Raw genomic sequence first — 13,470 nt, 5'->3', positions numbered from 1 at the left:
TCACCGATCAATGGCGTGGCGGCGGATATTCAGAATATGAAAAATGGATATCCTCACCAGACGATCGGATGGGTTTCCCCGGTCGCGACATTGACGAAGCCTTCCGGCGCCCGTTCGGAGGGCGCAACCAGAACCCAGCGCCAGGGCGCGCAAGTGAGCGTCGCGAAGGAAAGCCGTTCGGGAAAGCCCGGCCACCAGCGCGGCGAGAAGGTCGGCTCATACATCCAGTCGATCTCGGCGCCAGCCTTATAGAGCGCCTGCATCTCCGCATCCAGCTCTTCGGCCGAACGCGCCGTCATCAAGCCGCCGACTTCATAGCGGACGCGGGCGAGGACCTTGCCGCCCGAAACCAGCACCCAGCCGCCCTGCTGCTCCTTCAGCGCATTGGCAACCATGGCCATGGCTTCGTCGGAGGAGCCGACAACCCAGATATTGTGCTTATCGTGACCGAGTGTAGCGCCAAGTGCCGTATCCGGCGTGCGTGGCCCAGTTCCCAGCCAGAACATGCGCGCGACCTTGGCCTCGCCGGAAAAACGGTCGACGATCGCGAATTTCGTGACGTTGCGATCATGGTCGCGCTCAACGGCACCATTGCGGACCGGCAGATCCATGGTGATGAAATCATCGGCCCAGTGGAACGGCCGCAGCAGCGCAGCCTTGGCCGTGGCCGTGTCCGACGGGGCGGCAATGCGAAAATCCTCCGCCATGACGATCCGATCGATGCGGACCGTCCGTGTTGCCCATGCCGGCCAGTCAATCTCTGGGCGAACGCCGATGAAGACCTTGCCTTCTGCTGCCGGCTTGCCATCGGCCCAGACCTTGGCGATCGACAGCGTTTTGACGTCATCCAGCAGCACGATATCAGCAAAGCGGCCAGGCGCAATCGAGCCGACCCATGGTGTCAGCCGCATGTGCCGAGCGGGATTGATCGTCACACATTGAATAGCGATTTCGGGTGCCAATCCATTCTCGATCGCAAGGCGAACATTATGATCCGTCGCGCCGATCTTCAGCGTATCGCTGGCGCTGCGATCATCGGTAACGAAGGCGATCTGCGACCAGTCGGATAGGCCTTTCTCGATCAGCCCCTTGATGACCTCGGGCAGGGAATGAGGCCGAAGCTCGATGAACAGGCCATGCGTCAGCTTCTCCCAGATCTCGTCGAGGAACCAGCCCTCGTGATCTGAGGCAAGGCCGGCGCCGGCAAAGGCATTGATCGACGGCAGATCACGCAGGCCCGCGCCGTGGCCTTCAACGACGCCACGCTGCTCGAACGTCGCCCGGATCATGCTCCAAAGGCGATCGTAAGCCGGATTCTCGGGATTGCTGACCGAAGGCCAGTCCATGACCTCGTCAAGGCCGGCCACCATCAGGCTTTCACTCAGAAACGACTTCTGCTCGTCATAGCCGAAATGACCGCCGCCCCATTCATAAGCGGTCGGCGGAACGGCCGATCCCGGCAGGGGGAATATCTTAATCGGCGAGCCGCGGCGGCGCGGCTCCAGCCAGAATTCCAGATTGCGGGCGCCATTCACATTGGAAAATTCATGGCTCGCTTCGCAAGTCCAGGTGACACCATGTGGCATAACCAGAGCCGCTTCCCATTCCGGCGTCAGATGCGAACTTTCGATATGCTTGTGCGCTTCGCCGAAACCGGGAACGGCTGCGAGATGCGGCTCGTCCACGCGCTCGCTCACCTCGCCCTGATAACTGCCTGCAGGGCCGACATAGGCGATACGCCTGCCCTTGATGATGATTTCCTGATCGTCTAGCCAGGTGCGGCTATGCACATCCAAAAGCCTGCCGACGCGCAGCAGCCGATCCGCCGGACGGCGGCCGAGCGCTGTCAACGTCAGATCCTGACGGATCAGCACTTCGTCCGCCGCATTGATCAGCAGATCGTCGGGAAGCTTTGTTTTCGGGGATGCCATGAGACGCATGCCTGCCAGTGAAATCGATCAGCCGAGGGTAAAGATGACGCACGAGCCTGTAAAGCCGACCGAACTGGATCAAGGAAGCCTAATGATCTCAGGCACTTCAATAAGCCAGTATTGTGCACGACAACACAGTATATTCATCTTATGAAATGCAAAAACCACCACCCTGCCCATTTGTTGGGCTTGTAAAGCCGGTGCTCGAAAAATAGTATCCTAGAAGCTTGAAACATATGCCCCGTTTTCACTCACCAAAAGGATTTCGAGAATGAAAGGCCTCTCCCTTGCCCGCGTCGCGGGATTTGCTTTCCTTGCCGTGGCAACAGCCATGCCGGCCTTCGCCCAGGCAAAGACGCTGACCATTTCCTGGTGGGGCTATAATGGCGAGAAGATGCAGGCCAATATCATCGAGCCTTTCAAGAAGATCTGCGGCTGCGATGTCGTTTTCGAAACCGGCAACAATGCCGATCGCTTGAACAAGCTGAAGCTGCGCGGCGGTAAGGGCGTCGACGTCATCTATCTCACGGACAGCTATTCGCAGCTTGGCATCCAGCAGGGCCTCTTCCAGGAAGTCGACCGCAGCAAGATCTCCAACCTTGCCGATCTCTACGATATCGCAAAGGCGCCGCAAGGCAATTACGGCCCCGCCTACACGATCGGCCGCATTGGTATCGTCTATGATACGGCGAAGGTGAACCCGCCGATCACCTCATGGAACGATCTGTGGCGCGACGACCTGAAGGGCGCCGTTTCGCTTCCGGGCATCACCACGACGGGTGGGCCGCTGACGGTGCTCCAAGCCGGCATGCTTGCCGGCGTCGATCCCTATGCCGATGCCGACAAGGCGTTTGAGGCCATCGAGGCGCTGAAGCCGAATGTCGTCAAGAATTACAATACCGGCTCCGAGCTGGTAAACCTGATCTCGACGGGTGAGGCCAAGGTGGCGATGACGCAGGATTTTGTCCTGTCATCGCTGCGCGCTGCCGTCCCGACGATGGCCTGGGCTAACCTGAAAGAGGGCGATATCGCCGTCCTCAACACTGTCAATATTCCGAAGGGCTCGGAAAATGTCGAGCTTGCGCACCAGTTCATCAACTTCATCCTGTCGAAGGACGTGCAGCAGGCGGAAGCCGAACAGGGCGTCGATGCCCCGGTTTCGACCAAGGTGGTGCTGCCGCCGGAAAAGGCCAAGCTCTGGACCTACGGCGCCGAGATGATCGCCAAGCTCAGCCGCATCGACTATCAGAAGCTGATCCAGGCGCAGTCGGACTGGGTCGATCGCTGGAACGAGATCTTCGGCATGTAACAGGGCATGCCGCACAATCCCGCGGCGTTCTCACGGAATTTGGTTGATGAAACATTTGATGAAATGGGGTTTGGCGACGCCGGCGATCCTCGCCGTAACGCTCTTCCTGCTCGTTCCCGTTGTCATTACGATCGCGGCGACTTTCGGCGAACCCAAGGGGGTGTTTTCCCCCTATGTCGCTTTCTTCTCCAGCGGTTTTCGCCGAACCGTACTCTTCAGGACAATCGAGGTTGCTCTCATTACGACGGCGATCTCGCTGTTCATCGGCTTCATCGCCGCCTATGTGATCGCGCAGATGCCGGGCCGCGCCAAGAGCGTGATGATCATCGCAGCCGTCTTTCCGCTGTTGACCGGCGTCGTCGTGCGCTCCTTTGCCTGGCTGATCATTCTTGGCAAGAATGGCATTCTCAACACCATCCTGATGTCGATCGGCGTCATCGGCGAACCGTTGTCGATGCTTTACACCGAGGGCTCGGTTATCGTCGCGATGGTCTATCTCTTCGTGCCGTTGATGATCCTGACGCTTGTGGGCGTACTCGAGGGCATACCGCAGGATCTCATTCAGGCGGCGACCTCGCTGGGTGCCACGCCGGCCGCGACCTTTCGCCAGGTCATCCTGCCGCTGGCAACACCCGGTCTCATCGTCGGCGCAGTGCTGGTTTTCACCGGCAGTTTCACCTCCTATGCCACGCCGCAGCTGCTCGGCGGCGAAAAGCAGATGATGATGGGCACCTTCCTCTATCAGCGCGCCATGGTCACCTTCGACTGGGTCGGCGCCTCGACGATCGCCGCCATCATGGTGGTGGTCACGATCGGTATTGTCGCAATCATGAGCCGTCTCGCACAACGGCTGAACCCGATGGCGGTGTGACCATGACAAAGTCCGTCCATCCCACGCTCATCGCTTTCACCGCCCTTGTCTTCCTGTTCCTGCTTGCGCCGCTCGTCATCATCGTCGGCGCCGCCTTCAGCGACACGACCTATCTCACCTTCCCGCCGCAGGGCCTGACGCTGCATTGGTTCTCGAACATCTTTCAGATCGAAGCCTTCCGCACGACGGCGATCACCAGCCTGGAGCTCGCTTTCCTCGGAACGGCACTTTCGCTGCTGATCGGCATCCCTGCCGCCTATGCCATCAGCCGCTACAGGGTCGAACTGCCGCGCTGGCTTTCCACGCTCTTCGTGCTGCCGATCCTCGTTCCGGAAATCGTCTTCGGCTTTTCGCTGATGAAATCGATCACGATCGGACTCGGTCTGCCGATCTTCCCAAGCCTCCTGATCGGCCATGCGTTGCTGGTGCTGCCCTATTCGGTGCGCGTCGTCAGCGCCAGTTTCGCAAGTTTCGATTTCTCGATCGAGGAAGCTGCCATCAGCCTCGGCTGCCCGCCCCTGAAGACCTTCATGACGGTGGTGCTGCCAAATATCCGCGCCGGCGTCATCGCGGCCTTCATTCTTGCCTTCATCACGTCGATCAACGATGTCTCGGTCTCGGTCTTCCTGACAGGCCCGGGCATCTCCACCCTTCCCATCCAGATCCTCGCCCATATGGAGCAGTTCTTCGATCCGACCATCGCCTCGGTTTCCGTGTTGTTGATGCTCGTGACCGTCGCCGTGATGGCGATCGTCGAAGCCACCCTGGGCCTCACCTTCCTGACAAAGTAGCCGCTCGTGACCGTATCGCTCTCCATCAACTCCATCAGCGCCCATTACGGCAAGACCGCCGTCCTGCAGGATCTTTCACTTTCCATCGCGGCTGGCGAGCTCGTCTCTCTGCTCGGCTCGAGCGGCTGCGGCAAGACGACGACGTTGCGGCTCGTCGCCGGCTTCCTGCAGCCGACGAGCGGCACGATCAACCTTGGCGACCGCGATCTGACGACGCTGCCGGCGCATGCCAGAGATATCGGCCTGGTGTTTCAGAACTATGCGCTGTTTCCGCATCTGACGGTGCTCGAGAACGTCGCCTTCGGCCTCAAGCAGCGCCGCATGCCGACACAGGAACGCCGGCGGAAGGCAGCGGCCATGCTGGAGCGTGTCGGTCTTTCCGGCCTCGGTGACCGCCTGCCCGGCGCCCTCTCCGGTGGCCAAAAGCAACGTGTCGCGCTCGCCCGCGCTCTCGTCATCGAGCCGCCGCTCCTCATGTTCGACGAGCCGCTCTCCAATCTCGATGCCAAGCTCCGGGTCGACATGCGCGTCGAAATCCGCCAGCTTCAGCGCGCCAACGGCACGACCTCGCTCTACGTCACGCACGATCAGGAAGAAGCCTTCTCGATCTCCGATCGCGTCGCCATCATGAATGCCGGCCGCATCATGCAGCTCGACACACCCGAGACCCTCTACCGCAAGCCCGCCAACAATTTTGTGGCCCGCTTCGTCGGCTTCGAAAACCTGCTGCCGCTGCGTGTTGTTGAGCGGCAAGGCGCCTCCGTCACAGCCGAGGTCACAGGCGGCGGGCGCATTACGGTATCGCAGGAAGATTTCGGACCGCTTGCGGACAGTTTTGTTCTTGGCTGCCGTGCGGATGGTCTTTCGGTTCGGGGGGAAGGTGATGGGTTGCCGGCGGTTCTGGGAACACGCACTTATCTCGGCCGCGCCTATCAATATCAATGTGAGACGGTGGCCGGCGCTATCGTCGCCAATGGCCCCTTGTCGGAGCCGATGGCTGCTGGAAGCAGCGCAGTGCTCATGCCGGTGCCGGAGCAATGCTGTATTCTGGAGCCTGAAGGGTGAGCTTTAGCGACCGAGGAGCTACGGATGGCGATTGGCGCTTATGCTTGGCTTCAGCGATGATTGATTTCAGGGGAAGATTGGTTGCGGGGGCCTGAGTCCACGGAGAATTGTGAATTCTGATACGTAGATTATCTTTTAATCGTTAGTTTCAAAGAGAACGTAGTTCCTCAAAGGAAAGCCAAGATCGCGCCAGCCATAGTTGGTGTCATTCAAAATCTTACGCGTGAACATACCGTGAAGTTGCAAGCGGACTTTGAGGATCGAATTCCTCTTGTTCGTGCGCGAGGCCTGCTTGCTCGATCAGCAAGGCAAGCTCTTCAATTGCGCTCTCCCTCATGCTGCCGCCGACGCGATTTGCACCCTGCGTTTTCGAACCAACCTTACGAAGGAGGTCGGCATTCATCATATGTGGCCGCAAGTGTACGCCGATCGCTGCGAGGCGTTGCTCGATATAGCGGAAGATGCGCACTCCACCACCATCCATATCGCCCCAATGATAAACTGGGACATAGGCCTGCTTCGTCAGCCTTACTATGGTCTCCAACACCGGCCGCGACGGAAAGCCGCCAGAATAGATCACCAGTCCATTTTCACTCTGCGCGACTTCGCGGACGTAGCGAACAAAAGAAGAAAAATTCTCGATCGTCATCACATATTCTGGCCTTTTCGAAAGATTGATGCGACCAGCGCACTCGGCCGGTATCCCGGTAAAAGGCATCTTCGGAAATGGCTGACTGTCTAACGAGATTACCCCGGAAATGAGGACAGGTTGGGGAAGCCGCTTGATCCCGGCACTGGCAAGAAGCTCTTCCGCATCCAGCGCCGCTTGCGCCTCGGTCAACGCGGAAAACCTTGGGATTGCCGATAGGATCGAACCGAGATTGCGCTCGAGCGTTTTGCTATCTCCGGATCGCAGTCGTGAGAAACTGCGAAAGTCTACCTCGCTTGCCGATAATTCACTAAGACGCTCGGACACCGCTACCGCAAGGCGAAGAACTTTACCGAGCGTTTTGCCTTCACCCGGCCTTATGCCTAGGTACGAAGCTTTGCGGCTCCACGCGAGAGCGGCTTCGTCGAGAAGCAGCCGGGCACCCGCCGGAAGATCGTCGCGAGCCCGCAGTACAGCAAGAGATTCCGTCGCAAACTCCGAGGCCGGCCGTCGCTCGATGCGTCGATAAAGAATGGCTGGATCGCGAAGCTTCACGCTCTTGATAGACCGTTCCCACTTCGGACCGGTCCAAACGATCTCCACTCCACCGTCCCTCTCCAGAGAGGTGAGGTCGTCTGCGAATGCGTCGCCGGCATTCACGGTCAGATCATCCTGATCAATCGCCGCTATCCAACGGCTTGCGTCCGGATTTTTCTCATACCTGTCGAGCAAGTGATCGATCAGAGAGACAATGTCGGAAAAGCGCTGGCGGCTCATTCTGCGGCTTGGCTTTCCGTGCTCAAGCGTGCCGCCAACTCCTCATTCGTCACATATTGCGGATTGGCCGAGCGCATCTCACGGCGGGCTCTGTCTTTTATCTTGATGGATTCCGCCATGGAGACATCGCCGCTACGGAATATATCGATGATGTAGTTCAGGTTTTCATAGACAACGGCGCGTTTCTCGGTCGGCGCGGCGATGACGACCTGCAGGCCGATGTCGCGATAGAAATCGAGCAACGTACGCTGGTTCGGCCCATCCATCTTGCTGAAGGCCTCGTCAAAGACCGCAAGTCCCATGCCCATGCCGATATGATCTTCCGACTGCCGCGTGCCATGGTAGGCGACGGAAAGCGCAGCGCCGATCACCACATAGAACGGCACTTGCCGCTCGGCGCCGCTGGCAACGCCACGCCGTCGATCGAAACTCGTCGTGCGATTAGAGGCGGCGTCCGAGATCTTCAGATCATAGGTAAAGTAATTCTGGTACTCCTGAAAGACGCTGAAGTCGAAGGTGTCATCCGCAAGCAATTGCTCAACCTGCAGGATCGCCCTGCCATGCCGCTCATCCCGGGGCGGGGCACGTCCGAACAATGCGTCGAGCACACTGTCGTCGGTCTCGCTATCGCGCACGAGACGGTAAATATCCTCGAACTCCTGCTTGATAGAAGCCTTGAGACTGTAGGTTTCATTGTTGAACGGGCGGGAGCGGAGTGCTTTGGCAAGCCTGTCCATCTCGACTTCCATTTGCCCAAACCGGCTGTTCAATTCATGAATGAACGTGGTCTTGAACAGCAACGTGACATGATCTGCGATTTCATCGGCCAGTTGCCGGTACCGGATAAGCTCATTCCCCTCAAGTGTAGCAATACCGTCGTTTACCCAAGTTCTGACGGCCCCAGTAATGAGCGCCTGGGCGTAGCCTTCAAGCGGATCCGGGAAAGCCATTGCGTAGCGGCCGAGCGCAGCCCTAATCTGATGCTCCAGTTCCCGATAGTCCTCCCGGGCTTGACTAGCCCGGTTGGCCATATCCTCTGCGATCTTTCGGGGTGAGCGCGACGCGAATTCGGCATAGCGCTTCCGCACCGCCTGGAAGTGGCCTACCGAATGAATCTCGATTTTGAACTGGCGGCGATGATGGTTCAAGGCAAGCCACGAACCCGGCTGATTATTTCCACCGCGCAGTTTTTCGTCGAGCTGCTTAAGCTCAGCCTCTAGAGTCGCGCGTCGAAACACAAGTCTATCCCGGTCTTCATTCAGGCTTTTGATCGCGCGAGTCGCGCGCGCTTCAGCCTCCGTGAGTCGCGGATCAACCTGCGCCGCGATCCTTCCGAGGCGGTCGCGGGCTTCGGTTCGCCGCTCGGCAAGGTCGCTGTAGGCTGTGGTGATGCTTTCCAGCCTATCCGCATCCGCGACCGGCTGGGCACATTGTTCAAGCCGGCGCATAACATCGTCGAAGAAGCGCTCCTTGCCACGATGGACCTGCAGGAGATCGGTATGCCCGGTGATCCGTTGCTGTAGCGTCGCGATCATGAGTGGCGCTGCGGCACGGCCGATCTTCATCCCCTGGGCGCGCCGCACCTCCGTGACGAGACCATCATGATAAGCACCGTCGACCATAACGGCACGGCCTCCGGACAGAAGCTCTTCTTGGCTAGCTGCCAGACGAACATTCCCGACCCTGAACACAACGAATGCCATGACGAGTGGATCATCGCTATTGATGACCGAGGCCAGTGTTCCGCTTTCCGAGATATTGGAGCGGGACTGAAGCTTTCGGGTATTCGCGACACGGCAGCCAGGATAGTCGCCCCTGCCACGCCTCAAAATCTCGGTCGCCCGATAGGCATGCTCAGGATCGACGATGACCGTTTCCCGGTCGCGCCCCAGCAGCGACTCGGCGGCAGCGCGCCAGTTTTCATCGACCACTTCTGCGGCCTCGCAGAGTGTTCGGGGGCGCATACCCTCGCGGCGCAGAGCTTCCATCAACCTCACGGTTACCTGATCGAGGAGTACCTGCCCCTGCCGTGCGGCTTCGAGTTGTTCGCTGTCGCGCTTTATATCTCTTTCGACTTCACCTTTTTGGGAGATTGCTTCGTCACGCTGCTGCTTGGCCTTCTCCATGCCCGAGCGGGCTGCTTCCGCCACAGCGGCAAGCATTGTCTCCATTCCAACAGGGTCTCTGGGCCATTCCGGCGGCGCGACGCCACGGCTGGCCTCTTCGACCTGCCCGATAGTGCGGATCAATTCGCCGGGATTGATGACGGCCAGCCGATCGCGCAGCCTGAGCAGTTCGACGGCTCTGGCTGCTGAAAGGTATCGCCGATTGAGCCTCTCCATAACAACGGCGCTCTCTCGGTCGAGGTCCTTGATCTGCCTTTCAACCTCGTTTCGCTGGCCTTGTATGCCGCTCGCCGCCAATTGATCCCGTATCGCGGTCTGCGTCTGTATTTCCCGGTCGATTTCTTCTCTCACGCGGTCGAGTTCGGACTCGGCCCAGCTCAACTCGGCCTGCTTCAACCTCCTATCCGAAAGGTTGATAAAAAGAGCGCTTAGCGCTTCCCGGAGCAGCGCGGTCTTTTCAATGGCCCGGTAGGTCGCTTCTTTGTCCTGCAGCGTGATATATTCTTGAATCTGAAGGCTGATTGACCGTAGCGCTTCCAGACGCTCTTCCAGACTGCCGATGGTCTTCTTGATTTCCTGATAGCGCTCGATCGAACCCCGCAGCTCGTCTATCTTGATGGGGTTTGGCTCCAGCAAATGTTTCTTTACGAACTGTTCGACAGACGGCATGTCCGTGAAAGACAGCGCCACGACGAAGGTGCGGATGAACCGCTCAGGATCGCCGCGCAGCTTGTTCGTGAAGAGTATGCGCATGTATTCGCGGATGAACGTCCTGCCATCCTCATGCGTGTGAAGCTGGCCATTGGACGTATTGCAGGCCTGTTCCAGCCGCCGCTTCACAACCCGCCAGTCCGCCGGTCGCAACACTCCATCCGTCTCATCGGTCAGCATTGCCGAATCCAGCCGGGCACCATCCGCGACGAAACGGCCGACGATATCGGCTGGTTGCCCGCGCATCACTTCGATCGCCAATCCCAGCGTCACCGGCCGCCGCCCATCCGGGTCTTCAAAGACCAGCGCGATATAGCTCCGCGCATCATCCCGAAGAAATGTATCGTCGTTGAGCTGGCCAAGGCAGTATCCGGCAAGGGTGCGCTCCGACCGTTGGGTACCCTCGCCTGCCGACCGGTTGAACTTGTGTAGCCTCGACGAGCCGCCAGCCATAACCGCTTGGATGAGATCGATAATCGTCGACTTGCCCGCGGCGTTTTTTCCAAGAATTGCCGCGTCGCCAGCCAGATCCAGATCGGCACGCGCCATGAGATGCCAGTTGACCAGGACAATTCGCCTGAGTTCTATCATGACACCACCGCCGCGGCTGCCTGGTCTTTTGCCTCCGGAGACGGAATGGCGACGCCTGCAAGGAGGCCCTCCAGTGACGCGACGAAGTCGTCTCCCGCGAGTGTCGCGACAAGAGCGCGAATATCGAGATCCATATCCTGCAGGTCAGAATCGAACGGTCCCAATCGAACCATTGCGCGTTTTTCCAGCGTTTCCAGCACCTCCCGGAAAGCGGCTGGCGGAAGACTGGCGCGACGCACGCCGGCGACGATCTCCTGATAGGCGGCATAGGCTTCGTTGAGGCTCGTACGCACCGTGCCCTTGTCCTCGATATCGCCACGCTGCAAAGCTTCTTCCCAAAGACGCCGCAGGACCAGCAGCATGACTGTGTCGTCGGTGCGCATTCGCGGCAACACTATCCGCTCCGGATCAGGCAGAATCCCAGCCCATCCTTCGGTTTCGCGGTGCACTAGGCGATAGCCTGCTACGTCGAAATATGCCTCTACCAGAGCCTTCAATGCGGGGCGATGCAAGGTCTCCATCAGGCTGGCCGACCCACGGTCCTCGACGTGAACGAACTGATCGCGCATCAGATGCGCAATGAGCCGCGTGACACGCTCAGCGTCGCGCGGATTGGCTTCTTCCAGTCTCGCGAATTCATGAAGCATGGCCGATCTCCAGTGTAACGTCGCCATCGAGGCGTTTGACGATAAAGCCCGGGCACTCAAGCCAGTCATTCGAGATGGGTCGCGTCTCATCACGAATGAACTCGAAGCGGCTCCGCATCGCGACCGACAGCCGGGAGCCGCTATCGGCGCCGAGACCGCTGGCGACCAGCAATCGCAGGGCCTCGAAGGCGAGGAAGTCATCGACGGTTTCAATGCGCAAAGATGCCCCATGTGCCTGACCATACGGGACAATGCGCCGCTCCAGAAACCGGCTGACCTTGGCGGGCGAGATGATGAGGCGTTCGAGATAGGCCCTTTCCAATATCCGCCGTTTCTCCATGACCGGATCGGGCAGCGGCATCGAAAAGTCGCCATCAGATAGGGCGGGGCGTGCGCCACGCGGCTTCGCCAGCAAACCGGGCGCAATAACGGGTATGCGAGGCTCAAGTGGTCCGCGGATCGTGACATTGCCGGCGCAGCCCGACATTACCTCGTCCAGCTTCTGGATAAGATGCTCACTGCGCTGAAGAAAACTGGTGCGTCTGCCAGCATAGCGGACAACGTTGCGGAGCCTGGTTTCAAGTCTCGCGCGGTGCCGCTGAATTGCTTCAAACGCCTCTTCGATCCGCTCGAACACACGGCGAATGCTGGCAATGTCTTCATAGACCAGATCGCGCCCTGCCATAACGGTCGGCACCAGCTTCGCTTCAAGATAAGCATCTGCAATGGCGTCCGTATTGATGCTGGAATCTTCGAGCTTTTCAAGAGCCGTCAGGATTGCGCGGCGATGGCGGTAAGGATGGGCGGTGGTCGTGATCGCCGTGTAGTCTCGCAGTAGTACCTGCTCGACGAAATCCTCAAAATAATGCCTAAGGCGGTCAGCAAGCGTGTCAGAGGAAAGAACCTGGCGATCTATATCTCTCAGCGCTGAAAGGACACTGCGAAGGTATCGCCCGAAAGCTGCCGCATCGCGCGCCGCCTTGTTCAGCCCCAGCGCATTTTCCGCTGGCTTCTCCTCGACCGCGCGTATGGCATTGCGGACCTCGATCACCAGACCGCCCAGCTGCTCGGCGGCGCCTTCTTTCAGCGAGCACAGAAACTCTGCCAGACGCATCGCTCCCGACGGCATCTCCACGGTCGTTTTCAATCCGTAACTGGCTTCATCCAGCCAGCCGGTCTGCAGCATACGGTTGTAGATGTGGCGGCTGCGGCTGATGGCAATTCCGGTTGCCTCGTCGTCCACGCCGTCCACGCGCCGGCGGCGTACCCGCCGGCCCGTTCTCGAAACCAGGCGATCCAGATCGATGGCGGCTTCGTCTTCCGCCCAGAGGCCAGGCTCGCGGCTGAGGCAGTCGTAGATCCCATTCACAACCTCTGCCTGGCTGGGAAACAACAGATCTGACCGGTAGAAACGCATGTAAACTGCAAGTACCGCCCGTTCGAAAAGGGCGCGGTTGGCGCCGGTGAACAGTGTGAATATGTCTGGATCAAGCTGCCCAAATAGCCGCAGACCAGATGTCCCAGCCGACGATGTCGAAACGCTTTCCGCCAAGATATCCCCCTGCCGTCGACGAAATCTGGCGCAAAAGAGCCAATCCAGTCAAGTGTGTTCTCTTCGGCGAAATCATCTACAGATTGAACGCGCCATAGTTGTCCACAGATCTGCCTTCCGGTAGGGTCACCGCGCTGTGTCACAGATCGGCTAATTGGAAAGCCTGCATATGAACCAACGGGTTTCGGCAAAACTTAGTTGCGGTTTTCCTGCTTCACACCTCTTCCGTGGTTAAGCTGGTCAGAATCTGAATGGTATGGAGCCGTCTGTCAAAGGCATCAAAAGCCCTCGAGAGGGTTTTGTGTTTTGTAAGGGCTTGCCTGCAGCCCGTTGGAAGCGGGCCTATTTGTAATTGGTTGCGGGGGCAGGATTTGAACCTGCGGCCTTCAGGTTATGAGCCTGACGAGCTACCGGGCTGCTCCACCCCGCGTCACCAGCGTAAACCGCGAA

The 13,470-nt window shown here is 58.9% G+C and carries 9 protein-coding genes and 1 tRNA gene; 4 read left to right on the top strand and 6 right to left on the bottom strand.

The window, feature by feature from the left end:
* Positions 1-53 precede the first annotated feature (53 nt).
* Positions 54-1,931 carry an adenine deaminase gene (locus tag PH562_RS22450; RefSeq protein ID WP_285175716.1) on the bottom strand — a complete coding sequence of 626 codons (1,878 nt, stop codon included), beginning with the start codon at positions 1,929-1,931 and terminating at the stop codon, positions 54-56.
* A gap of 271 nt (positions 1,932-2,202) precedes the next feature.
* Here PH562_RS22450 and PH562_RS22445 point away from each other — a divergent pair, with 271 nt between their 5' ends.
* Genes PH562_RS22445 through PH562_RS22430 form a run of 4 tightly spaced genes read left to right on the top strand, consistent with a single transcriptional unit; the run spans position 2,203 to position 5,967 of the window.
* Positions 2,203-3,240 carry an ABC transporter substrate-binding protein gene (locus PH562_RS22445; protein WP_483315372.1) on the top strand — a complete coding sequence of 346 codons (1,038 nt, stop codon included), beginning with the start codon at positions 2,203-2,205 and terminating at the stop codon, positions 3,238-3,240.
* Between the two features lie 46 nt (positions 3,241-3,286).
* Complete coding sequence (locus PH562_RS22440; RefSeq protein WP_113233634.1) at positions 3,287-4,111, top strand: ABC transporter permease; 825 nt, start codon at positions 3,287-3,289, stop codon at positions 4,109-4,111.
* 2 nt (positions 4,112-4,113) lie between these two features.
* Positions 4,114-4,902, top strand: coding sequence for an ABC transporter permease (locus PH562_RS22435; protein WP_285175712.1), 789 nt, complete (start codon positions 4,114-4,116; stop codon positions 4,900-4,902).
* A 6-nt stretch (positions 4,903-4,908) separates the two neighbouring features.
* Positions 4,909-5,967, top strand: coding sequence for an ABC transporter ATP-binding protein (locus tag PH562_RS22430; protein ID WP_285175710.1), 1,059 nt, complete (start codon positions 4,909-4,911; stop codon positions 5,965-5,967).
* 217 nt (positions 5,968-6,184) lie between these two features.
* On the opposite strand, the gene PH562_RS22425 is transcribed toward PH562_RS22430, so the two are convergent.
* The 5 genes from PH562_RS22425 to PH562_RS22405 all read right to left on the bottom strand — a co-directional run bounded on the left by PH562_RS22425 (position 6,185) and on the right by PH562_RS22405 (position 13,450).
* Positions 6,185-7,393 carry a Wadjet anti-phage system protein JetD domain-containing protein gene (locus tag PH562_RS22425; RefSeq protein ID WP_285175709.1) on the bottom strand — a complete coding sequence of 403 codons (1,209 nt, stop codon included), beginning with the start codon at positions 7,391-7,393 and terminating at the stop codon, positions 6,185-6,187.
* Complete coding sequence (locus PH562_RS22420) at positions 7,390-10,821, bottom strand: SbcC/MukB-like Walker B domain-containing protein (RefSeq protein ID WP_285175708.1); 3,432 nt, start codon at positions 10,819-10,821, stop codon at positions 7,390-7,392. Before PH562_RS22420 ends, PH562_RS22425 begins: the two co-directional genes overlap by 4 nt.
* Positions 10,818-11,468, bottom strand: coding sequence for a DUF4194 domain-containing protein (locus PH562_RS22415; protein WP_285175707.1), 651 nt, complete (start codon positions 11,466-11,468; stop codon positions 10,818-10,820). The genes PH562_RS22420 and PH562_RS22415 overlap by 4 nt, the downstream gene beginning before the upstream one ends.
* The gene (locus tag PH562_RS22410) at positions 11,458-13,020 is read right to left on the bottom strand and encodes a Wadjet anti-phage system protein JetA family protein (RefSeq protein ID WP_285175706.1); all 1,563 of its coding nucleotides are present in this window, start codon (positions 13,018-13,020) and stop codon (positions 11,458-11,460) included. The genes PH562_RS22415 and PH562_RS22410 overlap by 11 nt, the downstream gene beginning before the upstream one ends.
* A gap of 353 nt (positions 13,021-13,373) precedes the next feature.
* Positions 13,374-13,450, bottom strand: a tRNA-Met gene (locus PH562_RS22405).
* Positions 13,451-13,470 lie beyond the last annotated feature (20 nt).

It is taken from the genome of Rhizobium centroccidentale, assembly GCF_030182565.1.
Taxonomy (GTDB): domain Bacteria; phylum Pseudomonadota; class Alphaproteobacteria; order Rhizobiales; family Rhizobiaceae; genus Rhizobium.
The sequence above is the reverse complement of the archived record's forward strand: the minus strand, read 5'-3'. Positions and strand labels throughout refer to the sequence as shown.

What these genes read in the sequence shown, in the direction of transcription:
- PH562_RS22420 (WP_285175708.1), bottom strand. Translation starts at nt 10,821, where the DNA reads ATGATAGAACTCAGGCGAATTGTCCTGGTCAACTGGCATCTCATGGCG.
- PH562_RS22440 (WP_113233634.1), top strand. Translation starts at nt 3,287, where the DNA reads ATGAAACATTTGATGAAATGGGGTTTGGCGACGCCGGCGATCCTCGCC.
- PH562_RS22415 (WP_285175707.1), bottom strand. Translation starts at nt 11,468, where the DNA reads ATGCTTCATGAATTCGCGAGACTGGAAGAAGCCAATCCGCGCGACGCT.
- PH562_RS22445 (WP_483315372.1), top strand. Translation starts at nt 2,203, where the DNA reads ATGAAAGGCCTCTCCCTTGCCCGCGTCGCGGGATTTGCTTTCCTTGCC.
- PH562_RS22450 (WP_285175716.1), bottom strand. Translation starts at nt 1,931, where the DNA reads ATGGCATCCCCGAAAACAAAGCTTCCCGACGATCTGCTGATCAATGCG.
- PH562_RS22435 (WP_285175712.1), top strand. Translation starts at nt 4,114, where the DNA reads ATGACAAAGTCCGTCCATCCCACGCTCATCGCTTTCACCGCCCTTGTC.
- PH562_RS22425 (WP_285175709.1), bottom strand. Translation starts at nt 7,393, where the DNA reads ATGAGCCGCCAGCGCTTTTCCGACATTGTCTCTCTGATCGATCACTTG.